Source organism: Actinomadura macra NBRC 14102 (genome assembly GCF_001552215.1).
Classification (GTDB): domain Bacteria; phylum Actinomycetota; class Actinomycetes; order Streptosporangiales; family Streptosporangiaceae; genus Spirillospora; species Spirillospora macra.
In genome coordinates this window covers 104,739-128,426 of the sequence record NZ_BCQT01000018.1, presented here as the reverse complement: position 1 = coordinate 128,426, position 23,688 = coordinate 104,739, and the positions used below count along the sequence as shown (strand labels likewise).

16 protein-coding genes, 2 tRNA genes and 1 riboswitch are annotated in these 23,688 nt (G+C 70.6%); of the genes, 14 read left to right on the top strand and 4 right to left on the bottom strand.

Translation table 11 applies throughout. The features are described from left to right. Positions 1-7 precede the first annotated feature (7 nt). A complete protein-coding gene (locus AMA02S_RS28335) occupies positions 8-391 on the bottom strand; it encodes a DUF8711 family protein (RefSeq protein ID WP_067463819.1) in 384 nt (127 codons plus the stop codon). Positions 392-461: 70 nt separating this feature from the next. Further along, positions 462-578: riboswitch (SAM riboswitch) on the top strand. A gap of 33 nt (positions 579-611) precedes the next feature. On the opposite strand from AMA02S_RS28335, the gene AMA02S_RS28330 reads away from it, so the two are divergent. The 4 genes from AMA02S_RS28330 (at position 612) to AMA02S_RS28315 (ending at position 6,879) form a co-directional block, all read left to right on the top strand. Then, positions 612-1,898, top strand: coding sequence for an aminotransferase class V-fold PLP-dependent enzyme (locus tag AMA02S_RS28330; protein WP_084265680.1), 1,287 nt, complete (start codon positions 612-614; stop codon positions 1,896-1,898). A 52-nt stretch (positions 1,899-1,950) separates the two neighbouring features. Further along, positions 1,951-5,334 carry an SseB family protein gene (locus tag AMA02S_RS28325; RefSeq protein WP_067463816.1) on the top strand — a complete coding sequence of 1,128 codons (3,384 nt, stop codon included), beginning with the start codon at positions 1,951-1,953 and terminating at the stop codon, positions 5,332-5,334. Next, positions 5,331-5,699 (top strand): UCP033725 family protein, encoded by a 369-nt coding sequence (locus tag AMA02S_RS28320; protein ID WP_067463812.1) that lies wholly within the window; start codon positions 5,331-5,333, stop codon positions 5,697-5,699. The genes AMA02S_RS28325 and AMA02S_RS28320 overlap by 4 nt, the downstream gene beginning before the upstream one ends. A 130-nt stretch (positions 5,700-5,829) precedes the next feature. Further along, positions 5,830-6,879: a hypothetical protein gene (locus AMA02S_RS28315; protein WP_157430875.1), complete on the top strand. Its 1,050-nt coding sequence runs from the start codon at positions 5,830-5,832 to the stop codon at positions 6,877-6,879. 81 nt (positions 6,880-6,960) lie between these two features. Here the strand turns inward: AMA02S_RS28315 and AMA02S_RS28310 are convergent, their stop codons facing one another. Next, positions 6,961-7,785 carry a TrmH family RNA methyltransferase gene (locus tag AMA02S_RS28310; RefSeq protein WP_067463806.1) on the bottom strand — a complete coding sequence of 275 codons (825 nt, stop codon included), beginning with the start codon at positions 7,783-7,785 and terminating at the stop codon, positions 6,961-6,963. Positions 7,786-8,307: 522 nt separating this feature from the next. On the opposite strand from AMA02S_RS28310, the gene AMA02S_RS28305 reads away from it, so the two are divergent. The 3 genes from AMA02S_RS28305 to AMA02S_RS28295 all read left to right on the top strand — a co-directional run bounded on the left by AMA02S_RS28305 (position 8,308) and on the right by AMA02S_RS28295 (position 13,988). Next, positions 8,308-10,464, top strand: a complete 2,157-nt coding sequence (locus tag AMA02S_RS28305) for a substrate-binding domain-containing protein (protein ID WP_281181927.1) — start codon at positions 8,308-8,310, stop codon at positions 10,462-10,464. Between the two features lie 342 nt (positions 10,465-10,806). After that, positions 10,807-12,294, top strand: a complete 1,488-nt coding sequence (locus AMA02S_RS28300; RefSeq protein WP_067463800.1) for an RNA polymerase sigma factor — start codon at positions 10,807-10,809, stop codon at positions 12,292-12,294. Positions 12,295-12,518: 224 nt separating this feature from the next. Next, entirely contained in the window at positions 12,519-13,988 is a 1,470-nt protein-coding gene (locus AMA02S_RS28295; protein WP_157430874.1) for an RNA polymerase sigma factor, read from the top strand. Here AMA02S_RS28295 and AMA02S_RS45305 read toward each other — a convergent pair. Next, positions 13,909-14,247 carry a hypothetical protein gene (locus AMA02S_RS45305; RefSeq protein WP_439951614.1) on the bottom strand — a complete coding sequence of 113 codons (339 nt, stop codon included), beginning with the start codon at positions 14,245-14,247 and terminating at the stop codon, positions 13,909-13,911. The two genes, AMA02S_RS28295 and AMA02S_RS45305, sit on opposite strands and share 80 nt — an antisense overlap. Before the next feature lie 300 nt (positions 14,248-14,547). Here AMA02S_RS45305 and AMA02S_RS28290 point away from each other — a divergent pair, with 300 nt between their 5' ends. Then, positions 14,548-15,273, top strand: coding sequence for a hypothetical protein (locus AMA02S_RS28290; protein WP_245667879.1), 726 nt, complete (start codon positions 14,548-14,550; stop codon positions 15,271-15,273). Here the strand turns inward: AMA02S_RS28290 and pdxR are convergent. Continuing rightward, positions 15,216-16,655 (bottom strand): MocR-like pyridoxine biosynthesis transcription factor PdxR, encoded by a 1,440-nt coding sequence (pdxR, locus tag AMA02S_RS28285; RefSeq protein WP_067463794.1) that lies wholly within the window; start codon positions 16,653-16,655, stop codon positions 15,216-15,218. The genes AMA02S_RS28290 and pdxR overlap by 58 nt on opposite strands. Positions 16,656-16,709: 54 nt before the next feature. Here pdxR and AMA02S_RS28280 point away from each other — a divergent pair, with 54 nt between their 5' ends. The 6 genes from AMA02S_RS28280 (at position 16,710) to AMA02S_RS28255 (ending at position 23,146) form a co-directional block, all read left to right on the top strand. Beyond that, positions 16,710-17,375: a pyridoxamine 5'-phosphate oxidase family protein gene (locus AMA02S_RS28280; RefSeq protein ID WP_067463791.1), complete on the top strand. Its 666-nt coding sequence runs from the start codon at positions 16,710-16,712 to the stop codon at positions 17,373-17,375. Positions 17,376-17,428: 53 nt separating this feature from the next. Further along, a complete protein-coding gene (gene orn / locus AMA02S_RS28275; protein WP_067463787.1) occupies positions 17,429-18,022 on the top strand; it encodes an oligoribonuclease in 594 nt (197 codons plus the stop codon). 55 nt (positions 18,023-18,077) lie between these two features. Further along, positions 18,078-18,153, top strand: a tRNA-His gene (locus AMA02S_RS28270). A 490-nt stretch (positions 18,154-18,643) separates the two neighbouring features. Continuing rightward, the gene (locus AMA02S_RS28265) at positions 18,644-19,219 is read left to right on the top strand and encodes a response regulator transcription factor (RefSeq protein ID WP_067463784.1); all 576 of its coding nucleotides are present in this window, start codon (positions 18,644-18,646) and stop codon (positions 19,217-19,219) included. An 83-nt stretch (positions 19,220-19,302) separates the two neighbouring features. Beyond that, a tRNA-Lys gene (locus AMA02S_RS28260) sits at positions 19,303-19,375 on the top strand. Between the two features lie 585 nt (positions 19,376-19,960). Then, positions 19,961-23,146, top strand: a complete 3,186-nt coding sequence (locus tag AMA02S_RS28255) for a DEAD/DEAH box helicase (protein WP_157430873.1) — start codon at positions 19,961-19,963, stop codon at positions 23,144-23,146. Positions 23,147-23,688 lie beyond the last annotated feature (542 nt).

The following is a 23,688-nucleotide window of genomic DNA, read 5'->3' as shown; positions in this document are numbered from 1 at the left end:
AGCGCAGTCAGTCGCAGGCTTTGCCGATCTGCGCGGGCGTGTCGCTGATCACGGTGTTGAGCTGGGACGCGTCCCCGGTGCCGACGGCCGTGGCGGCGGCGCGCAGCCGGTCCGCCTCCGTCTTGAGCGCCTTCTTCAGATCGCTGTCGCCGGTCTTGCCGGCGAGCCCGTCCAGCCGTCCCGCGAGTTGCTCGGTGGCCTGCCGCCATTGGCCGGGTTCGGCCGCCGACACGCTCCGCACCTGGGTGACGTACTGCTGGAACGCTTTCCTCGTGTCGGTGCACACCTGGCCGGTGTCTCCGCCGCCCAGCGCCCCGCACCCGCCCAGCAGGCCGGACGCGCCGAGCGCCACCGCGCCCCCGGCTAGCGCCCGAACCACCCCGTACCGCATCGCACCCTCCCTCTCGATCTCCGACGGGCCCTTCTGATCCCCGACAGGCTCCGCATATACTTCCGCACTAGGTCATGAGTGCCAGCGTCAAGCCCCGGCTTGCTGGCCGGCAACCCTTCGTCCGCGATGGGGTGCCCCGGGTGAGGACCTGGCCGGGCGCAATACCGCGCCCCGGCAAGCGCGGGCCCGCTCCCCGGGTCCCTGACCCGAAAGGTCCCGTATGTCCACCCTCGCCCCCGTCCGTTCCTCGCACACTGTGACGCACGGTCCCGGGGTCCGGGTTCGGCCGAAGGTCATCGGAGCCGACGCCCTCGTCCCCCTCGACGACGGACGCCGCGTCCCGTACGCCAACCTCGACTACGCCGCGAGCGCCCCGTGTCTGGAGGCGGTGCACGAGGCCGTCACCCGCGCGCTGCCCTACTACAGCAGCGTCCACCGCGGCGCGGGCTACCCGTCCCAGGTGACGACCGACGCCTACGAGGAGGCGCGCGACACCGTCCGCGAGTTCCTCGGCGCCTGGCGACGCGCCGCGGTGGTCTTCACCCGCAACACCACCGACGCGATGAACCTCCTCGCGCACGCCGCCCCCAGGGGCACGACGGTCGTGGTGTTCGAGACCGAGCACCACGCGTCCCTGCTGCCATGGCGGCGCGCCGTCCGCCTCCCGGCCCCCGCGACTCCCGCCGAGGCGATCACCCTGGCCGACCAGGCGCTCGCCGATGCCCCCTGCGGCCCGCGCCTGCTCGTCGTCACCGCCGCGTCCAACGTCACCGGCGAGCTGTGGCCGATCCGCGAGCTCGCCAAGGTCGCGCACCGGCACGGCGCCCGCATCGCGGTGGACGCGGCGCAACTCGTCCCGCACCGCCCGCTCGACATGAGCGAGCTCGGCCTGGACTATGTCGCGTTCTCCGGCCACAAGCTCTACGCGCCGTTCGGTGCGGGCGCCCTCGCCGGACGGTCCGACTGGCTGCGCGCCGCCGACCCCTACCTCAAGGGCGGCGGCGCCAGCGCGTCCGTCACCGCCTCCCGCACCCGCTGGGCGTCCGCCGCCGAGCAGCGCCACGAGGCCGGTACCCCCAACGTCCTCGGCGCCATCGCGCTCGCCGCCGCGTGTGATGCCCTTGTCCCGCACTGGGACGCGCTCGCCGCGCACGAGGAACGCCTCCTGAACCGGCTGCGCTCCGGTCTCGCGGCCATTCCCCGCGTCCGTGAGCTCACCCTGTGGGGCCGCGGTGCCCGCGTCGGCATCGTCTCCTTCACCGTGGACGGCCTCCCCGCGCGCGAGGTCGCCCTCGCCCTGTCGGGACGGCACGGCATCGGCGTCCGCGACGGCAAGTTCTGCGCGCACCCCTTCGTCCGGCACCTGCTGTCGGGTGACGGCACCGCCGTCCGCGCCAGCTTCGGCGTCGGCACCACCGAGGAGCACATCGACCGTCTGCTCGCCGCGCTCACCCGTCTGACCGGCGAACTCGCGGACTCGGACGATTGGTCCCCTTCGCCCATGTAGCGTAGGCAGTTCCGCTCCGGCGGGCCGGGGACAGCACGACAGGAATCAGGGGGTGCCGACCGTGGCCGACGCCTGGCGACCCACGTCGGACTTGGAGCGCCGGCTTCAGGACACCGTCCGGGCCGGGGATCAGGAGGGCTACTTCCGCCTCCTCGCCGACAGCGAGCTCGTGGTCCCCGTCCCACCGGACGTCATCGACGACGTGCTCGCGAACGAGGCCCAGCCCTCCTGGCCCACCCAGGAGGAGGACGGCCGCGTCCACGTGCTGGCCTACACCTCGGCCTCGGCGATGCACGCCTGCCTGGGCCCGTCCTACCGGCACTACCTCACGCTCCGCTTCACCGCGCTGGCCGAGACCTGGCCCGACGCCCGCTGGTGGCTCGCCATCGACGCCCCCGGCCGCGACGTCACCGGCATCGCCCTCCCCATCGAGGCCCGCATGCCCGCCTGGTTCGTCCGCCAGGTCGCCGAGGGCGACGGCCGGCCGCCCCAGGCCGGCCGACCCGACCTCATGGCACCGCCCGCGCCCGCAGCATCCACAGCACCGACCGTTCAGGTCGAGGCAACCGGTCAGGTGCCCCAGGACGCCCCGCAGCACGCGGATCACGACCTGCGCAACGACACACCCACCCAAGACGTGCCCCCCGCGCAGGATCCGTCGAGGACACTGATCGACCTTCCAGCGCACGTGGACCCGTCCGCGCGAGGCGGGGCCGCCGAACCGAGCGGCCCCTCGTCCGCCAGTGGCGCGTTCCCCCACCTCGGAACCCCGACGCAGGAGGAGCCCGCGGCACTGGACGTCGCCGGGCCGTCCGCCATGGATGACATGGACGGGCCCACCCCGCAGAACGTGCCTGGACCACGCGGTCACGACCCGCATTCCTCACCGGGTGTCGCCTCAACCGGCGGTGCCCACCCTCCGCTGGCCGAGACGCCTCCGGCAGGCCCGCCGGTGGCGCCGGTGGCGCCCGCCCCGCCGACTGCACCGGCTGCACAGGGCGAGGCCGCGGGCCCCACTGGTGCGCCCGCGGACGGGCCGTCCGCGCAAGGCGGCCCGGCGCCGCAGGACCCGCTGGCGACGCAGGCCGACCTGTCGTCGCCGCATGGTGAACACGCCGCACCGGCCACGCCGCCCGCACCAGCCGAGCCCGCCACGCCCGCCACGCCCGCCACGCCCGCCACGCCCGCCGAGGACGACGCCGGCTGGGAGGAGTTGCAGGCACAGCACCGGGAGCTCGTACGAGAGGAGCCCCGCCCGGCGTTCCAGCCGGCCAACGAGGTCGAGCGGGAGCTGCTGCGGGCCGCCGCGAGCAACGACCATGACCTGTTCCTCCAGACCATGGCCGGGGCCGAGGTGCTGCTGCCCACGCCCGAGGACATGGACTACACGCTGCGGCCCGGCCGCAGCGGCTTCCCGTGGCAGACGCGGGAGGTGGACGGCGCGACGGTCGTGCCCGTGTTCACCTCGCCCGAGCGGCTGATCGAGGCCGCGGGACCGGGGATGGAGTACATCAAGCTGCCGTTCACGGTGGCGCTGCGGTACTGGCCCGACCCCGAGTGGGTGCTGGCGATCAACTCCGGTTCCCCGGCGGGCGGGACGATCCTGGCGCAGCAGTTGCCCGGGCTCGCACGGTGGGCGGACCAGCGCGCCGCGCAGCGGATGACGGAGGGGTTCGAACCGCAGAACGACGTGGAGCAGCGGCTCTTCGACGCGGCGCAGCGGCGTGACACCGACACCTTCTTCAAGGTGCTGCTCGGCGCGCAGGTGCTCGTCCCGGCGGAGCCGGAGACGCCCTGGGGCATCGCGCCGGACGACGCCGACTTCCCGTGGCGGCCGGTGGCCGTCCACGGAGAGGTGTGCATCCAGCTGTTCACGTCGCTGAAGTGGATGAACGAGGCGATCGGTTCGTCACGGTTCGTCATGCCGAGCCTGTTGGAGATGGTGTCGGCGTGGCCGGACACGAACTGGACCCTGGTCCTCAACCCCGGCACGCCGATCGACGCGACCATGCCCGGCGCGCAGGTGCGGGTGCTGAGCGGCCCGTCCCGGAGCGTGCCCGAGGACACGCCGGAGCCCGCCGCCGCGGCGCCCCCCGTGGCGGAGGCACCCCCTCCCGCCGTGGACGAGGTTCCCCCTCCGGCCGTGACACAGGTTCCCCCGGCAGTGACGCAGGTTCCTCCTCCGGCAGTGACACAGACTCCCCCTCCAGCGGTGACGGAGGTGTCCGCGTCCGCCACGGAGACTCCCGCGGTCCCGGCCGAAATGCCTGCGGCCGAAATGCCGCATATCGCCGAAGCGCCGCCCGCACCGGCGGCGGGACCGGCCGTCCCCGCGGCGCCGGAGCCGGAGCCCGCGGCGCGGCTGCGCCCGGCGGAGCGCGAGTTCGAACCCGGCAACCGCATCGACCAGGAGCTGTACGAGGCGACGCAGGGCGGGGACTCCGACGCGTTCCTGCGGGTGCTGCTCAACGCGAACGTGCTGGTGCCCATCCCGCAGGACGCGCCGCTTGAGGTCACGCCGGTGCAGCGGGAGTTCCGCTGGGAGGCGGCGCTCCAAGCCGGATCGTCGGTGCAGGTCTTCACATCGCTCGTGCGGCTGCGGGAGGTGCTGCCGGAGTCGAGGTTCGTGTACGCGGACTTCCGGGAGCTGATCGGCGCCTGGCCTCGCAATGACTGGGCGATGCTGCTCAACCCGGGTACGCGCATAGGGGCGTCTCTACGCGGCGACCAGGTGCGGGAGCTGAGCGAGTGGGCGGTGCGGGTCGGGCTCGTCCAGACCAGGCCCGAGGCTCCGCTGCCGCAGTCCGAACCACCACCCGACCTCTCGCCCACGCCGTCGGCGCAGAGCGCGGTCCAGGACGCGATGACGCCGGCGTCGTTCGCCGAGTTCGAGACCGACCCGGTGACGCAGCCGGCCATCATGCAGAAGGTCGTCCCGCACGGCCATGTCGGGTGGTACCTGGAGCAGGGCTATGACCGGGTCGGCGGATTCGTCCACCCGACGGGCGACGTCACCGAGTTGCAGACGCCGGTCCAGTTGTACGAGGCGCTGGGCCTGCTTTACGAGGACTCGTCGTTCTCGCCGGGCGACGAAGGCGTCTACGTGATCCGGTGGCCCGCGTACTGCCCCGATCTGTACCGCGTCCCGTTCGGCGGGCGGGACGCGGAGGAGATGGCGACGTGGGGTGACGCCGGATGGGTGATCGAGCGTCCGCCGTTCCTCGGTACCGGCTTCGCGCCGGGCAGCGCCGGCTCCATCCGCGAGTACAAGGTGGACAGCGTCCGGCTCCCCTACGGCGCGGAGATGTACTACCTCGGCTCGGACGGATCCGAGCGGTTCATCGCGATGTACGACCCCGACAGGCTCGCCTGGCTCCGGCCGGACGCGGCGACCGGTCCCGAGGGCTGGGACGGACGGACAGGGGCGGCGCAGTGATCCGGGACGGCTACGTCGCGCGCTGGCTCGGCCGCGACTTCGAGGCCGCGCCGGGCGCGGACGGCGAGATCCGGCTGTACGCGCCCGAGCCCACCGACGGGTTCGAGGAGCTGCGTCCGGGACGTTTCCGGCGGATCGTTCCGGCTTCGGAAGTCGAGGAGCTACGCTACGTGCGGACGACGTGCACGTGGCGTGGTGAGAGGTTCGTCATTGTGGGCGAGCATGAATCCTGGTTGCGGGTGGAGTATTCCGGTGGCAGTGCCCCGGTGGCCGAGCGACTCGGCCTGGACCGTATCGACCAGGGGATCTGGCAGGCGTGGGCGCCGAGTTCGGAGATCGAGGATCTGCGTGAGGAGTACAGCTGACTGACAGGGATGCTCTTCTGGGCTTGATTTGACGCGTTCATCCGTGTTGGCATGATTCCGGCATGGACTCCCCGGGTAAAGTCGACGGGGCTCAGACGCTCAATGGCGATGCGGCGGAGGTGCGGCGACGGTGGCCAATCGATCGGCGACGAAACCGATCTTGCTGGGAATCGGAACGGCGGCGGTCCTCGCCGCGGGTTCCGGCTCCGCGATCGCCTACGGGTCGTCGACCCCCTCGTCTACCCCGTCCCCGTCCGTCTCCCCGACCGCGTCGTCGACGACGCCTCCGGTGGATCCGCCCGGCAAACTCATCGTGAGCATCGATCCCGTCGACACCAACGTCAACGCCGGCGAGCGCGTCACGGTGAACATCCACCTGTCGGCCAAGGACGGCACAGTGACGGGTGTCAAGGTCCTGGACATCCAGGCCACCGCCCCGAAAGGCGTCAAGCCCGTCCTCGGCGGCGAGTGCAAGAAGCCGTTCACGATGAACGCCTGCACCGTGGGAACGCTGAAGAGCGGGGAGCGCGACACCGTCGTCTCGACGCTGCTCGTCCCTGAGTCGATCAAGAAGAACGCGACCGTGACGATCACCGTCACGGTCGGCGCGACCGGCATGAAGTCCATGCCGGGAGCCGCGAAGGTCACCTACAAGGCGCCCAAGCCGAAGCCGAAGCCGACGTTGTCGCCCGGGAAGGGCAAGGGACCGTCGGACGGCAAGGCGGGCAAGGACAAGGACGGCTCGAACAGCGGCGGGTCCGGCGGCGGCAACGGCGGCTCCGGGACCGGCGGTTCGGGCACGGGCGGCACGGGCGGCTCCGGAACGAACAACGGCGGATACGTCCCGCCCGCACCGAATTCCTCGTTCGACCCGAAGAACCCGCAGGTGGCGCTGCCACCGATCGCGGCGCCGAACCCGTCGGTGGCACCGAGCCCGCAGCCCGCGGCGCCGGCGAGCCGGCTGCGCAACAACAAGGCGCCCGTCGCGCAGGAACTGACGTTCGACCGGATGGCCAGCACGCAGATCGCATGGCTGGCGGCGCTGATGGTGGCGTTCTTCCTGCTGATGACGCAGCTCCGGCTCGGACGCCGGGACGCGCCCGGCTCCGCCGCGGCGGCGCGGGCGCGGCGCGCGAAGGGCACGCATCGCCGTGCGAGGCGCGGCACCTTCGCCAAGTAGGCTCCCGCTGGCCTGTCCCGGTTCGGCGGAACGGACGGACCGGGACCGCGCCGTGCGGTCCGCGGGCGGTCCGCCGTGCCGCTACGAACGCACCGCGTGGACGAGCGAGTGGCAGGCGATCGCGGCGGCGGCGACCACGTTGAGGGAGTCCACGCCCGCGGACGTGGCGTGGGGGCTCATGGGGATGCGGACGGCCTCGTCCGCCTCGTGGAGCCAGCGGGAGGAGAGGCCGTCGCCCTCCGAGCCGAGCATGAGGGCGGTCCGGTCGCCCGCCAGAGCCTCGTCCAGGGGGACTGCCGACGAGTCGGGCGTCAGGGCCAGGAGAGTGAATCCCGCGGCGCGAAGGCCGGCCAGGCCGCCGTGCCAGTCGCTCATGCGGGCGTAGGGGATGGCGAAGACCGCACCCATGGAGACCTTCACGGATCGGCGGTAGAGAGGGTCCGCGCAGCGCGGCGACAGGACGATCGCGTCGACGCCGAGAGCGGCGGCGCACCGGAAGATGGCGCCGACGTTGCCGTGGTCGACGAGGTCCTCCAGGACGAGGATGCGGCGCGCGCCGTCGATGAGCGTCTCGACCGGCGGCAGCGGTAGCCGCGCCAGGGATGCCAGGGCCCCGCGGTGGACCTGGAAGCCGACCAGGCCCTCCATCGTCGCGTCGTCGACGATGTAGACGGGCGCGTCCAGGACGTCCAGGAGGTCGGCCAATGGGTCGGCCCAGCGGCGGGCCATCAGGAGCGAGCGGACGGGATGCCCGGCGGCGACCGCGCGGCGGATCACCTTCTCGCCCTCGGCGACGAACAGCCCGTGCTCGGCCTCCAGGCTCTTACGGAGGTTCACGTCCCGGAGCCGGACGTAGTCGGCGAGGCGCGGGTCGTCGGGGTCGGAGACGGGTACCAGGCGGGCCATCCCCCAATTCTGCCGGGGGACGCTACATGATCCGTACGGAGCCGTTTTGTTGGGAACCGAGCATCGCCGGCCGCGAACGGTCGAGAACCTTCAGAATTCGATCTTGATTATCGGAAGAACGCGCATCACGGTACCGTAAAGTACCGCTCCGATCGCGGGGCGTCACGGCCACCCGAGATGCCGGGGTTGTCGGGACATGCGCACATGACCTGCGTCATCATCAGTTTTGAGTTCTTTGTAACCTCTGGTTCGTACTACTACAGTGCCGGGGAACATCGGCGCGTTTCTGGTGAATCGAGGGCAGCCATGAGCGGACGTCATCGCAATGACTTCCCTGAGGGAACGGGCGACGACGGACCTGATCCCGGCACGCCGGTTTTCGGCCCCGCCAACGACGGGTCATCCGACTGGTTCGGGACACGCGACAGCCAGAGCCGCTCCTATCCGCAAGAACCCCAGAATCCTCCTCCCGGCCCCCCGCAAGGGCCCCCGCCCGGCGCGCCCCCGAGCTTCCCGCCGAGCATGCCCCCGATCCCCCACCTCCCCCAGAGCGGTCCCCAGTCGGGCTCTGGTGAGACGCCCCATTGGTTCACACCGCGACAGTCGTCCGAGGAGGCCGTCTACGGCTCGGCCTCGGGCGAGTGGGGCGGCGCCTCCGGCACCGGCGGTTTCGGAACGGCGGGCATGACCGGCTCGTCGGGATATCCGATCGTGCCGTCTCGGCAGGGTCCGGCGCAGGGCCCCGGCTCACCGCTGGCCGGAACCGGGTACAGCGAGTACGACTCCATCCGCAGCTCCGACGGCGGTCCGACCGGCTTCTTCGGCGGACGCGCCGGAGGCCCGGCCGGACCCGGCGGTCCCGGCGGCGGCTCCGGAGGATCCGGCCCGGGTGGGCCCGGAGGACCGGGCGGCCCCGGTGGCCATGGCACCGGCGAGCACGGGCGGCGCAGGCGCAAACGGAGCGCGGCCGCCCTGATCGGCCCGATGGCCGGCGCGGTCGGTCTGGCACTGCTGCTCGGCGTCGGGGTGTACGCCTTCGCCGAGAGCGGCGGCAGTTGCGGCGGTGACGGCGCCCTGACCCTGACGGTCGCGGCGGCGCCCGACATCGAGCCGGTCATCGTCAAGGCCGCGGGGCGCTTCAACGACGGCAAGCACGAGGTCGGCGGCACGTGCGTCCGGGCGGAGGTGCAGAAGGCCGAGCCTGCGGCGATGGCGACCCTGCTGTCCGGGCAGGGCGTCGCGAACCCCGCCAACCGCACCCCGGACGTGTGGATCCCCGACTCCTCCCTGTGGACGGCCTTCGCCCAGGGATCGGGCGACGATGCCCGGAAGGTGGTGCCGACGAAGACGTCCGTGGCGTCCAGCCCGATCGTCGTCGGGCTCCCCCAGACGCTCGCCGGGCAGCTGAAACAGCAGGGCGTCACCGCCACCCCGTCCTGGGACAACCTGCTGAAGGCCGCGGGCGGCGTCGCGGGCGGCGCGGTGACCAAGAACCAGATGATCCCGGCCGGCTCGGTGCGGCTGCTCGTGCCCGACCCGACGCGGAATGCGGCCGGGATGGGCTCACTGATGATCACCAACGCGCTGCTGGCGAACGACCCGAACCGGGAGTCGATCTTCACGGGAATCGTCCGGACCGTCCGGGAGAGCACCGTCCCGACCGTCCCGGCCGAGTTCACGCACTTCCGCAAGGACAGGCCGGGCAAGCAGCCGATCTCCCTGTCGTCCGAGCAGTCGCTGTGGAACTACAACCGCGGGCGGCCCGCCGAGCCCGCGGTCGCGCTGTACCCGCTTGAGGGCACCCTGTCGATGGACTACCCGTACATCGTGACCGGCGACGACGGCGACAAGCAGAAGGCCGCCCAGATGCTGGAGCAGGCGATGGGCACCGAGCGCACCCGCGCCGACGTCCGCGACCTGGGGTTCCGCTCCCCGGACGGCAAGGCGCCGACCGGGTTCGGCCCGAAGCTCGGCGTCAGCCCGGCGCGGCCGCGCCAGCTTCCGGTGCCCAAGAGCACCGAGGTCTCGCAGGTCATGCAGGCGTGGTCGAAGCTGTCGCTGGGGCTGCGCATCCTCACCCTGATCGACGTGTCGGGCTCGATGGCCGAGGAGGTCGGGCCGCGCACGAACCGGCTTCAGGCCATCGCGCAGGTGTCGCAGGGCGGGCTCAGCATGATGTCCAACGACACCGAGCTCGGCCAGTGGTTGTTCTCGACGGACATGCAGGGCAAGCAGCCCTACCGGGAGACCGTGTCGGTCGGGCCGCTCGGCGAGCGCGTCGGGTCCAACACGCGGCGCAACCTCGTCCTGTCGATGCTGAACCAGATGAAGCCGAAGCCGAACGGCGACACCGGCCTCTACCGGACGATGCTCGCCGCGTACGAGCAGATGAACAAGACGTACAAGCCGGAGTTCGGCAACTCCATCCTGCTGCTGACCGACGGTAAGAACGACGATCCCGACGGCCCGTCCCTGACGGAGACCCTGAAGCGGCTCAAGGGCATGCAGGATCCGAACAAGCCCATCCAGGTCAACATGATCGGCTTTGGGAAGGGCGTTGACCGGGGCGAACTCCAGCAGATCGCGGCGGCCACCAACGGCAATGTCCAGATCGCTATGACGCCTCAGGAGATTTCCAAGATCTTCCTCAAGATGCTGGCCCGACGTATCACTTCGTGATCTTCCGGACACGTATCGAATTTCTCGATTTTTCCTGCGATCTGTGTCAACCCCACGCCTCAGCCGATCGTCAATCTAGGTGGAGGCCCGACGGGGAGCGGGGCCGTCGGGCCTCCGACCTAAGTAAGCTCCCTCCCCGGCCCGAGACGGGGAGCGGCCACCGGCCCCCCATCAAGTCGCCGGGCCGGCCGACCGGCCCATAGGCCGGAAGAGCTCCCTTTTTGTAGAACGCCCCGGGCGCGCAGGCCGACCCCCGGCCCCGGGCGAGACCCTCATCGAAAGGCCGGGACCCGGCGGACCGTCGGGTGAACTCGGCCGATCACAAGCTCGCGGGAGGACCTCGTGTCCGGTTGGCCAAGCCTCGACCGCGCCGATGACGAACGGCTCGCGCGGTCGCTCGCCGCCGGCGACCCTGGCGCCCTCATCCAGGTGATGGACCGCTACGCGGCGCGCCTCTACGACTACTGCCACGCGCTTCTGCGCGACCAGGAGTCCGCCGCTCGCGCCCTGCACGACGCGCTCATCGCCGCGTACGCGCACGTCTCGGTGCTGCGCGAACCAGACCGGTTCCGCGGCTGGCTGTACACGCTCGTCCGCAACGAGTGCCTGCGCCGGCTACGCGACCCCGACCGTCCACCCGAGCGGCACGAGGCCCCCGAGGTCGAGGACGGCTTCGTGGACGATGCGGAGCGGGCACGCCGGCTGGAGGCCCGCCAGCTCGTCCACAGCGCACTGTCGGGCATGCGCGGCCGCGAGCGCGAGACGCTCGACCTGATGCTGCGGCACGGCCTGGACGCGGCGGAGATCGCGGGCGTGCTCGGCATGGACGTGCAGGAGGCCACCGTCCTGGCCGACGAGGCCGGCGCCCGGCTCGACGACGCGCTGGCCGCCGCGTACCTCGTCAGCACCGGTCAGGGCGAGTGCGCCGAGCTGGCCCCGCTCGTCGGCGACGGCGAGCTGCCGCTCCCGGCGCCGGTCACCCAGCGGGTCGTCCAGCACATCGGCGGCTGCGCGGTCTGCCACGCGCGGCGCGAACGCCTCTCCGCGGCGCGGCTGCTCCAGGTGCTGCCCGTCGCGATGATGCCGACCGACCTGCGGGGGCTCGTCATGGCCACCGCCACCGACCCGGCGCTGGCCCCCGACCTCGCCTCCATCGCGCACCGCGCGGAACCGTTCGACTCCTGGGGCTGGCCGATCAACGCCGACCACTCGGCACCGCAGGAGGCCCCGCGACGGCGCACCCCACGCGCGCTCCTGCCGGCCGTCGCCGCCGCGGCCGCCGTCATGTTCATCGTCACGGGCGCCTTCTTCCTGATGCCCGGCTCATCCAAGGAGCAGGCCGGGGCGAAGGGACCCGCGGGCATCGCGGCGTCCACGCCCGACCCGTCGGAGCCAGCGGACTCCTCCTCTCCGTCCGAGTCGCCGACCCCGACCAAGAGCAGCACCACGCCGACGCCCACGCCGACCCCCACCACGCCGACCCCGACGCGGACGCGGACCCGGCCGCCGTCCAGTCGTCCACCGAGCCCGACCCCGACCCGTACCAGGGCCGGGACGCTGTCGGTCAGCGGCTGCACGATCCGCAACTCCGGCAGCTGCTCGGTCACCGTGACGGCCGTCGGCGGCCCGGTGCGCTGGTCGGTGATCGATTCCTCCCCCAATCTCATCGTCGGCGGGGGCGGCGGACGGCTCGGCGAGCGCGGTTCGTCGACCGTCACCGTCACGCTCAGGGACGGCCAGTGCCCCGAGGGCGGCGGAGCGGGCGCGGTGCGCTTCTCCCCCAACGGTGTCGCGTCGATCACATTGGAGTGCGACGCGGCCAAGCCCTGACGCACCAGTAAGTCAAGAGTGATCCACATCACATTCAGTGGTGTAATCAACGCTCTACTAGGCGAGACGGCCACGGGGCGTACCGCATCGGTCACTTAAGTCCGCACATAGGGGAGAAATTCCAGGAACTTGGTGGCAAGATCAGGCAACCAGAGCGGGCCGAGAGGCGTCGGCGGCTCACCGGGGGCTTGTTCAACGACACCGATTTCACCTGGAGGGATCCCGTGGCCGGTGAGCCAGGGCCCGGGCGGTTCGACGACCAGCGGCTGGCAGAGGCACTGCGGGCCGGGGACGTCATCGCGCTGACCGAGGTCTACGACACCTACGCGCCGTTCCTCTACGACTACTGTCACGGCCTGCTGCGCGATCGCGTGGAGGCGGCCGGGGCGCTGCGGAACTGCGTCATCGCGGCCCGTGAGCACGTCGGACGGCTCGGCGAGCCGGATCGCCTGCGCGGCTGGCTGTACTCCATCGCCCGCAAGGAGTGCATGCGGCGGCGCGACAGCCCCAACCGGCACACCGGCCAGGAGGCACCGGAGGCCGAGGACGAGCTGAGCACCGAGCAGCTCGCCCGCCGCGAGGAGCGCCGGCTGCTCGCGCACAGCGCGCTCGCCGCGCTGAACGGCCGGCAGCGCGAGGCGATCGACCTGTCGGTCCGCCACGAGCTGGACGAGGTCGACCTGTCGGGCATCTTCGGCATCCCGCTGGAGGACACCCTGCGGCTGGTGGAGAAGGCCCGCGAGGACCTCGCCGCCGCGCTGCACGCGTCCCTCATCGCGCAGAACCACTGGAAGGACTGCCCCAGCGTCTCCGCGCTGACCGAGTCCTGGCCGCTGTCGCCGCAGACGTCGTCCTCCCTCGTCCGGCATGTCGCGAGCTGCCCGACGTGCGGTGCGCGCGACACCCCGCCACTGCCGGCCGACCGGCTGCTGTCGGTGCTGCCGATCGCCGCGATCCCCGCCGACCTGCGGCTGGACGTGCTGACCGCCGCCACCGCCGCCGACCGCGCCGACAACCGCCGCGCCATCGCCGCCTGGACCGAGCCGTTCGACGAGTACGGCTGGCCGCTCCCCTACGAGCCCGCCCCCTCGCGCGCCCGCGAGCGCTCCCCCCGCCGCCGCGGACCGCTGATCGGCGCCGCGGCGGCGGCCGTCGCCGCCGTGGTGCTCCTGATCGGTGCGATGTCGGCGTTCGGCGGCGAGTCGGGGACCAGCAGCGCCGGGAAGCGTCCCGCGCCGGGCGGCAGCGGAAGGGGGGAGCCGCCCGGGACCGGCCCGGAGCCGGCGCCGAGCGACCCGTTCCCCACCGAATCGTCCGCGTCGCCCTCGACGTCCCCGTCACCGTCGAAGTCTCCCTCACCGTCCAAGACCCCGTCCAAGACGCCTTCCAGAACACCGCAGTCCCCGGACAGCAAGCCGCCCACACCCCCCGCACCCGGCCAGCTCTCCGTTCAGGGGTGCGGCATGGGCGGCGACGAGGCGTGCTCCATCAAGGTCACCGCCATCGGCGGGCCGGTGGACTGGCGCGTCACCGGGACGCGCGGCGACGTGAGCGCGAGCGGCGGCGGGCATCTGTCCGCGGGCGGCACGGCCTTCGTGCGTGTGGAGCGCACGGTCACCCTCTGCCTTGGCCGCAGAAGCGGGTCGGTGTCGTTCTCCCCCGGCGGCTCGGCGTCAGTGTCCTACTACTGCTGAGGGGTGCACCTCTACCAGCGAGAACCGGCGTCCAGGACGCGATGCGCGCGACGTCCTGCAGGAAGCGGGCGTGGATTCCCTCCAGGATCACGGCGAGCCTGAAGCACGCGAACGCCACGTAGAAGTCAAGGTCGCCGAGGTCGAACCCGGTCAGCTCCGCATACCGGTCGGTGAACTCGCGGCGGGTGAAGAAGCCGGGCGCGGTCGTGATCGCCCGGCCACTTCCGGCCGCCGCCCGGCGGGCATTCACCCGGTTCACGGTTTAGGCTCTGACCTGCACAAACATACTCAACACAGGACGAAGGAGAAGAGGAATCCACAGGAATCGTCCGCCGCCAGGTGGATTCGGAGGACGGCCGGGGTACGCCTCAGCGACGACAGCCGGGCAGAGTGGACACCCACGGCCACGGAGGTCGATAGCCGTCATATCCGGCCCATGACGGCGAGCAGGACGTGCCCGTCCCGCTGGGCGACAACAGAGGACTAGACCATTCGGGACTAGGCCGCCCGATTGGGGGGACGCACCGTGGCAGACGCATGGCTGCCGGGAGCCGGTCGCATGCCGGCACGACAGGACGGAGGGGCACTGCAAGGAGGCGCGCCCCGAGTCGTCTGGTTGGCCAGCGAGTCCGACCCCCGTACCGTGTCCGCGCGCTCGGTCGCCGCCGACCTGATCAAAGAGGAACGGCCGGCCCACCTCGTGTGGCACCCCGGCACCGGCGAGATCGTCCAACTCCTGCCCGCCACCCGCGCGGCCCGGCTGCTCGGCGACCACGTCGGCCGCGAGGGGCGCACCTGCCTGCAGATCGTCGTCGTCGGCCAGGCCCGCTCCCCCTTCACCGCGACGCTCCTGAACGGCCTGGAGACCATCGTCCGCTGGCTGGACGCGTGGGGCATCGACCGCCGCTGGCCCGCCGGGCCACCGCTGCCCTCCCCGCAGTCCTACCACTCGCAGCGCACGCGCAAGGACTGGGCCCGCGGCGGCCACTTCGGCGCCTCCCAGGTCCCGATCGTCGACCGCCCCGACCCGGGCGGCATCGACATCCGGCGCATCACCGGCCCCGACACCCCCGTCGCGCCCATCCCCAAGCCGCGCCTCCCCGTCCCGGAGCCCGCCGCCGGCACCCGGCTGGTCTCCCGTGGAACCCGCGGCGGCGACGCCGCCCACCCGCCCCAGCCGGCCACGGGCCGTCCGTCCGCCCTGCCCCCCTCGAAGGCCACTCCGGATCACCCGCCCCCGTCGTCCGCACCGATCACGTCCCGGCCGTCGGTCATGTCCAGCTGACCGATGAGGTCGCGGACGATCTCGCAGCCACGCCCGAGATCCGCGAGGGTCGGAGCCGAGCCGTACCCGATCACCAGACCCGTCACCAGACCCGACCGGCGAAGATCGCTGTAGTTGCGTTCGAGCGTCTCCACCAGAACACCGCGCTCCGCCGCCCCCCGCACGACACGGGCGGCGACCGGCCCGGGCACCTCCACCACCAGGTGCAGGCCCGCGGTCCCGCCCCGCAGGCGCAGCCCGCCCAGCGCCCGGGCGACCACCTCCCGCCGCCGCGCGTACTCTCCCCGCATCCGCCGGACGTAACGGTCCAGGTCACCGCGTTCGAGCAGCAGCCTGAGCGCATGCTGCGGCACCACCGCCGTCCGGTCGTTCAGCTCCTCCCGCCGAGACGCGACCGCCCCCACCAGGTCCGGCCGGCCCACCAGCCAGCCGACCCCCATGTCCGCGGTGAGGATCTTCGCGGTGGTGCCGAGGTAGACCACCACGTCCGGGTCCAGGCCGTACAGCGCCGGCAGCGGCCCCACGTCGAAGCGGAACTCCCCGTCATAATCGTCCTCCGCCACCAGCGCGCCGGTCCGCCGCGCCCACGCCAGCAGGGCCTGCCTGCGCGGGACGGGCAGCACCCCGCCCAGCGGAAACTGGTGCGACGGCGTCGTATAGATCAGCCGCAGCCCGTCCGGAAGCCCGTCGACGATCAGCCCGTGCTCGTCCACCGGACACGGCACCGGCACGGCCCCCCGCCCCGCCAGCACCGCCCGCGCCCGCGGGTACCCCGGCTCCTCCACCCCGACCAGATCGCCCGGCCGCAGGACGGCCGCGGCCAGCAGATCCAGCCCGTTCGTCGCGCCCCGCGTGACCAGCAGCCCTTCCACCGGGCACGTCACACCCCGGCTGCGCCGGATGTAGTCGGCCAGCGCCGCCCGCAACTCGGGCACCCCGTGCGAATCCTGCCGCTGCTGCGGCGGCATCCCCGACGCCAGCCGCCAGGCCCGCCGCCATCCCGGCGTGTCCAGGGCCCCGATCCACGCGATACCCGGACGCAGGTCCAGCATCCCCGACGCGTCCACCCGGTCCACCGCCCCGGGCACCGGCCGCGGAAGGGGCGCCGGATCGGCCACGACATCGGTCACATAAGTCCCGGAACCATGCCGCCCCTCCAGCCAACCCTCCGCGTACAGCTGCTCGTACGCCTCCGTCACCACCGTCCGGCTCACCCCGAGCACCCCGGCCAGCACCCGGCTGCCGGGCAGCCGCTCACCCGAGGCCAGCCGCCCTTCCCGCATCGCGGCGCGCAACTGCGCCACAAGCTGGGCGTTCATCGGCTCGCCGGCCTCCCGGTCAACGGCGAGCGGAAGGTCGATCGACACAGAGGTCTCCGGCATTCAGGCTCAAGTGGCCCTACCGACCAGGCCACTTCCGTCCTAGCGTAAATGAACATGACCTCACTGTCCGCCACCGCCCGCACCCGGCTCGGCCGCCTCCCCGACCGTGCCGCCACCGACCGCGCCGCCCTCCACGAGATCCTCGACGACGGCATGATCTGCCACCTCGGCGTCCTCATAGACGGCACCCCGCGTGTAATCCCCACCTGTTACGGCCGTTCAGGCGACACTCTCTACCTCCACGGCTCCACGGGCGCGAGCAGCATGATGGCGGGCCCGTCCCAGGAGATCTGCGTCACCGTCACCCTCGTGGACGGCGTCGTCCTCGCCCGCTCGCTCTTCCACCACTCGATCAACTACCGCAGCGCCATGATCTACGGAACTCCCCGCACCGTCACCGAGCCCGCCGAGAAGCTCACCGGGCTCCGCATCGTCACCGAGCAACTCGCCCCCGGCCAGTGGGACATCGCCCGCGCCCCCTCACGCAAGGAACTGGCCGCCGTCACCGTCCTCGCCCTCCCCCTGGACGAGGCGTCCGTCAAGATCCGCCAGGGTCCGCCCGGCGACGAGGAAGAGGACTACGCCCTCAACATCTGGGCCGGGGTACTGCCCGTCCACCAGACGTTCGGCACGCCTTCTCCCGACCCTTTGCTCCGCCCCGGCATTCCCGTCCCGGAGCACATCGCCCTGCGCGGTACCGAAACGGCTCCGACCTCGTAAATCGATCCAACTCGATGCCCCGCGCAGTCGTTCATGGTCGTAGGGTGAAACCCATGAACGAGCGGCTGTGCTGGATCGACTGCGAAATGACCGGACTCGACTTGCGTCACGACGCGCTCATCGAGATAGCCGCGCTGGTGACCGACAGTGAGCTCAACATCCTCGACGAGGGCGTCGACGTTGTCATCAAACCTCCGCCCGAGTCGGTCACCCAGATGACCAAGGTCGTCCGGGACATGCACACCACGTCCGGCCTGCTCGAAGCCCTCCCCGGCGGTGTCACCCTCACCGAGGCCGAGGACATCGTCCTCAGCTACATCCGCACCCACGTCAAAGACGCCAAGAAAGCGCCCCTGTGCGGCAACTCCATCGCCACCGACCGCTCGTTCCTCGCCCGGGACATGCCCGCCCTGGACAGCCACCTCCACTACCGCATGGTGGACGTCTCGTCCATCAAGGAACTGGCCCGCCGCTGGTACCCCCGCGTCTACTTCGCCAGCCCCGAGAAAAAGGGCGGCCACCGCGCCCTCGCCGACATCACCGAGAGCATCCAGGAACTCCGCTACTACCGCGCCGCTGTCTTCGTCCCCCAACCCGGCCCCGACTCCGAGACCGCCCGCACCCTGGCCGCAGGCGTCACCGGCTGACCCACCCCGCGGAACCCGCTACACTACTTGGAGCCGGGCTACGCGCCCGGCCACGGTGGGTGTAGCTCAGCTGGCAGAGCACTTGGTTGTGGTCCAAGATGTCGGGGGTTCAAGTCCCCTCACTCACCCCAGCGAAAAGCCCTGGCCATCACCAAGATGCCCAGGGCTTTCCTGTGTCATGCGCCGCACCCTGACTCCCTTTTCAAGAGCGATCTCGCATCGAGAGTGCGACCCTGCGCTCGTCCAGTTCGCGATCGTCGACCATTCACGCGCGGCTGATACGTCTGATCCCCGGGAAGACACCTTCGGCGAACGGCCGCTCCCTGAAGCCAGGCAAGGTCGTGCCCCGGATAGCCGATACTGGTCAAGCCGGTCTGGCCGGTGACCTGATCGGCTGCGGACGGGCACCCAGGGTGGCAGCAGGTGCACACAGTCTTCCCCGCAGGTCACGCGGGCCCCTCAGTCCCGAAATCGAGACCGCCGCCCCTCCCCGACCCCGAGCACCAGGCCCCGATCACCCGCCGGAGCCTTCCTCACACCCGGCGTGGTTCATCGACTCAGAATGATCGGACGGTTATGCTCCGTTCATATAACCCCCCCAACGACACCCAAGGGCAACGGATGAGTGTCGATGCAACGGCGCCACTGCGCGTACTGGTAGTGGACCGCGACCCGCATGTCCGAGCGGACGTGGTCTCTCTACTCCAGGCCAGCGACGAACTCCAGGTGATCGCCGAGACCGCCAAGGCCGGCGATGCCGTTGACCTGGCCGAGCGCCTGCGCCCCGACATCGTCCTGCTGGACGCCGATGCCGCGCGCACCGGCCACGCCACCCCCCTCAGCCGCGCCTCCCGCGTCTTCGTCCTCGCCTCCCCCGACGACGCCGGGGTCGAGGCCGCTCTGCGCGGTGGCGCCTCCGGCCACCTCGTCCCCGGCTCCTTCACGGTCTGCGACCTGATTCGCGGTATCCGCGACGCCTCCCGGCTCTCCCTCGGCCTGTCCGCCCGCGAGTCCGAGGTCATGGACCTCATCGCCACCGGCCGCTCCAACGGGGAGATCGCGCGCCAGCTCTTCCTCAGCGAGAAGACCGTCAAGAACCACGTCAACCGCATCTACGCCAAGCTCGGGGTCGGCTCCCGCGCCACCGCCATCGCCCTCTGGCGTGGCATGATGAGCGTCCTCCCGGCCAAGGAGTAACCGATTCGCGCAGGTCCACAGCTGCTGCTACTGTTCTTCCTGTCGCCAGGGACACCGGCCACGGCCGGAGCCCCTACTGACAGGCGTCGTTAGCTCAATTGGCAGAGCAGCGGACTCTTAATCCGCGGGTTCGGGGTTCAAGTCCCTGACGGCGCACCCGCTTTCACTTGGACAAAAACCCATCGAGCGTGACCTATACAGGTACGCATGTGGCGGCAGGAACTGAGGCCGCGATCGCTGCGTTTGCAGTGATAATCGACGGGTCCTGCTCTCGCGCCAGGTTGGCGATGCTCGCGCGCTCCACGTGAAACTACGGATACTGTCGCTCGACGCCGACCACAGCGCCGCGATTCCTTCCTTCACGCTTCTGGAATTCGCACCTTCGTTCGAAGACGCCTCCCCCGCCGTTGTACAGAGCGAGAGCGACCCCCTCAGCCTCATTCAGGACGAAACTATCGCACACGAACATCGGCGGCGTCTTCGACTGGTTGTCGCAACAAGACCTCGGTAGCGAGGCCCATACGGTCGCCCGGCCATGGGTGCAGAGCAGCACCACTGAAACACCCCGCCAGCCCTCTTCCAGATCGGTAGCCGGTCTACTCGGCAACCGGTCTGCCCTGCCCTTGCCGTGGGGCAGAAAGTGACCGCGCGAGGCGGTGACGTGGTTAGTATTGTCCAAGCTGACGATCCGGTATGTACCGGCTCGGACTGGCATCGATGCTCCATAAGCGGCTGATGGGGATGGCTGTGCGACAGACGGGCCGGGAGCATGCCAGGGTGCTGGAGTTCTGGCGTGCGGTGGAGCTCTTTAGTCCGCAGGCCGTACCTAGAGTGAGCCGCCATGCCCGGGTGTTCGAGGTAAGGGCCGGCGAGCCTCTTCCCTGGGAGAACGGACATGAACTCCAGTCGGTCCGGCTGCGCAAGGGCATGACCTGGCGGCACACCCTCTACGGCGGGATCTTCTCGCTGGAGAACGTGCGCAACGTGCTCACGGGCGTCTTCGGCAAGGACCCCGAGGACCTTGAGGCGCGCAAGCTCGGGGAAAGCGCGCTGCTGGCATTAACGATCACCGGGTTTGGCCAGCCGCTGCTGGGTTCCCAGGAACTGTCGGGGTGCGCGTGGGCCACGGGGCGAACCCTGTCCCCTGGTCCGGACGACCCGGGTTGGTTGGACGGATTCGAAGAAGATTGCGACGGCTGCGCCAACGAGCTTACTCGGCTGGTGGGAGTCCAAGACGAGGATGACACTCCGCGTGCGGTATTGGAACGCGGGTTCCGGCTGGGCCTGGGGATCGGCTTTGACGAACTGGCGAAGTTCACGGCGGTGGTGAAGGAGGCGTTCGGTGTCACCGAGGTGCTCAACGCGTCCGAACTCCGCATCGCCAGCGTGCCGGTATCGGTGAAGTCCGAGTTCACCGGGGACTCTTCGGATTTCCTCAACAGCTTCTTCGTCCGGGACCTGGAACGGGTACGGGACCGGGTCGCGGTCGGCGACCACGGGCGCGCACTGGACACCTATCTGCGCGGTGGCGAGTCCCCCGACCGGGCAACGCGCATCGACGTCCGGGAGCGGCCTGGCGTGGTGTACGACCGGGTCGCCCCCGCCAACGTCCCGGCCGGCCGATGGCCGACCAGGCCGGAGTGGCCGCTGGCGCTCAGCCAGCAATTCGCCGTCGACACGGCGATCGGCGACCTGATGGACGGCGCCGGGCTGATCGCGGTCAACGGGCCGCCGGGCACGGGCAAGACCACGATGTTGCGTGATCTCCTGGCGGCCATCGTGGTCGAACGCGCGACCCGCCTGGCGGACCTGACCTCGCCTATGGCGGCGTTCACAGGCAGTGGGATGTGGAAGACCGCGAACCAGCCTTACCCGCGGCGAGTTCGCCTCTGGCAGCCGCGACTGACGGGCTTCGAGGTGGTGGTCGCCTCGGCCAACAACGGCGCGGTAGAGAACGTCTCCTTGGAGTTGCCGCAGCGCGGCGCGGTGCACATGCCCGCCGACTATTTCTCCGGCTTGGCCGCACGGGTGCTCCACAAGGGAGGCACGCCGATCGAGGCATGGGGAACGGTCGCCGCCCGGCTCGGCAACAAGAGGAATCGGCAGGAGTTCGTCGGCTCGTTCTGGTTCAGCGACCGGGATACCGATGAACCGGGTCTTATGGACATCCTCAAGCAATACAAACAGGGCGGCGGGAAGGCACCCAGCTGGCGGGAGGCCGTAGCAGCGTTCCGTCAAGCCCTGCATGAGGTGGAGCGTCTGCGCACCGAACGCGCCGATGCCCACGAGCTGACCCGCTCGCTCCCCGACGCCGAACGCGAACTCGACTCGTCGCTCGGGGCATTGAACGGAGAACAACAACGGATCACCGCGCTCCAACGCCACTTAGCGGACGCCCAGGCGGTCGTCCACCAGGCTACGCAACTGCACCGGCACCGCCAGGAGGAACGGGCGGCGCACTCCGCGGCCAAGCCCAGCATTCTTGACGCGCTTTTCACCTGGGGCCGGGCCACCCGCACCTGGTACGCCGAGAACGAGCGGCTGACCGCTGCGCTCATGACCGCGGGCCAACAACTGGCCACCGCTCAGCACGCCCTGGCCGTCCAGCAGGAGGCCGTGCGTTCCGCCAGTGAGAGAGTCGCCCACCTGAGGCGACGCTGCCGTTCCCTCGAAGACCAGATTACGACCTTGCGCGGACGAATGGATCGGGCGCGCGCCATATGGGGCGACTCGTTCCCGGACAGCGAACTCTGGGCGAACGAAGAATCTCGGGAGAAACAGACCCCCTGGACCGACGCACCATGGAATGAGGCCCGCAGCGCCCTCTTCCTGGAGGCGCTGCGCCTGCATCAGGCGTTCCTGGCCGACCAGGCCGGCACCATGACCGACAACCTGCGCGCGGCCATGGACGTCCTGCAAGGGGCCGTCCCCGGCGACGCGCCAGTCGCCGCGGTCGAGGCGGCCTGGCAGAGCCTGTTCTTCGTCGTACCGCTGGTGTCAACGACCTTCGCCTCCTTCGACCGGGTCTTCTCCCACCTCGGCCGGGAAAGCCTGGGCTGGCTGCTCATCGACGAGGCCGGCCAGGCCGCTCCGCAAATGGCGGTCGGAGCGCTGTGGCGGGCGCGGCGAGCGGTCGTCGTCGGCGACCCCCGGCAGCTCGAACCCGTCGTCACCCTGCCTTTCACCGCACAGCAGGCCCTGCGCCGCCACTTTCGCGTCCAGGAGACATGGCTGCCACAACGCACCTCGGCACAACAGCTCGCCGATCAGACCAGCCGCTACGGCACGTACCTGCCCGGAGAGGACGATCTCGTCTGGGTCGGGTCCCCCTTGCGCGCCCATCGCCGCTGCGACGAACCCATGTTCACCATCTCCAATCAGGTCGCCTACGACGGTCTCATGGTCTACAGCGTCACCGGCCGCGAGGGCCCGTTCCCCGACATCACCCCGCCCCCGCGGACGTCCACACCGGACAGCAAGTGGATCAACGTTGTCTCCACCGAATCCCAGGGCCACTGGATTCCCGCCGAGGGCGTCGAACTCCGCCGCGTCCTGACCGGCCTGCGGGACGCCTGTGGCATCGCTCTCGACCAGATCTTCGTGATCTCCCCCTTCCGCGACGTGGCCGTCCAGATCGACCGGCTCTGCCAGAACCCGGCCTTTCGCGGGCTACGCGGCGGCACGATTCACACTGCCCAAGGCAAAGAGGCCGACGTTGTCATCTTCGTCCTCGGCGGCGATCCGGCCAGGCCCGGCGCCAAGAGCTGGGCCGCGCAGAAGCCCAACCTCGTCAACGTCGCCGTCAGCCGCGCGAGGCGCCGCCTCTACGTCATCGGGAACCACCGGGAATGGTCTCGCCAGCGCCACTTCGACGTCCTGGCCGCCCGCCTGCCGTGCACCGACCCCCTTCCTCCCCACGCCCCTTGAGGGCCACCTCACCTGATCTCAGACTTCTGCCCGCGTCAGGTGTTCTCCGACTGGCTCTGGGTCGGGCCGTCTGGAGGAGCAGCAGGGCGTAGTCGTACATCAGGCCAGGGCGGCGCGCCAGAGGCGGGACAGTCGCGCCCGAGCTCGGACCGCCCAGTAGAACGTGACGAAGGCGACCTGGTCGGCGATCACCAGACGATACAGGTTGGGCAGGCCACAAAAACGCAATGCAACGGCGTCGTGAGGGTGCTCAAACGAGCAAAACCAGCAATAGCACTCTCCGGTTGTCGATGCCGTACTAGCTAATGAGGTCTCGGTCAACGTATGCGGAGAGAACCTGAGTAGCTGAGCAGAAATCTTCCGCGTCTCGCGACCGGGATCCTGCTTCTGGCGTCGCACTATGGGTTCGGCTATTTTACCTGATCCCAGCCGGGCAGCAACTGTCGACAGAAACGCCTTCAAATTGCGGCAGTCAATCTGGCTCTGATGCCTGAAATGCTCCTAGGCAGCCATGCTGCTGGAGAGTGGGACTTGTCGAAAGA

What these genes read in the sequence shown, in the direction of transcription:
- AMA02S_RS28335 (WP_067463819.1), bottom strand. Translation starts at nt 391, where the DNA reads ATGCGGTACGGGGTGGTTCGGGCGCTAGCCGGGGGCGCGGTGGCGCTC.
- AMA02S_RS28330 (WP_084265680.1), top strand. Translation starts at nt 612, where the DNA reads ATGTCCACCCTCGCCCCCGTCCGTTCCTCGCACACTGTGACGCACGGT.
- AMA02S_RS28310 (WP_067463806.1), bottom strand. Translation starts at nt 7,785, where the DNA reads ATGGCCCGCCTGGTACCCGTCTCCGACCCCGACGACCCGCGCCTCGCC.
- AMA02S_RS28305 (WP_281181927.1), top strand. Translation starts at nt 8,308, where the DNA reads ATGCCCCCGATCCCCCACCTCCCCCAGAGCGGTCCCCAGTCGGGCTCT.
- AMA02S_RS28290 (WP_245667879.1), top strand. Translation starts at nt 14,548, where the DNA reads ATGCCGGCACGACAGGACGGAGGGGCACTGCAAGGAGGCGCGCCCCGA.
- pdxR (WP_067463794.1), bottom strand. Translation starts at nt 16,655, where the DNA reads ATGCCGGAGACCTCTGTGTCGATCGACCTTCCGCTCGCCGTTGACCGG.
- AMA02S_RS28280 (WP_067463791.1), top strand. Translation starts at nt 16,710, where the DNA reads ATGACCTCACTGTCCGCCACCGCCCGCACCCGGCTCGGCCGCCTCCCC.
- orn (WP_067463787.1), top strand. Translation starts at nt 17,429, where the DNA reads ATGAACGAGCGGCTGTGCTGGATCGACTGCGAAATGACCGGACTCGAC.
- AMA02S_RS28265 (WP_067463784.1), top strand. Translation starts at nt 18,644, where the DNA reads ATGAGTGTCGATGCAACGGCGCCACTGCGCGTACTGGTAGTGGACCGC.
- AMA02S_RS28255 (WP_157430873.1), top strand. Translation starts at nt 19,961, where the DNA reads ATGGCTGTGCGACAGACGGGCCGGGAGCATGCCAGGGTGCTGGAGTTC.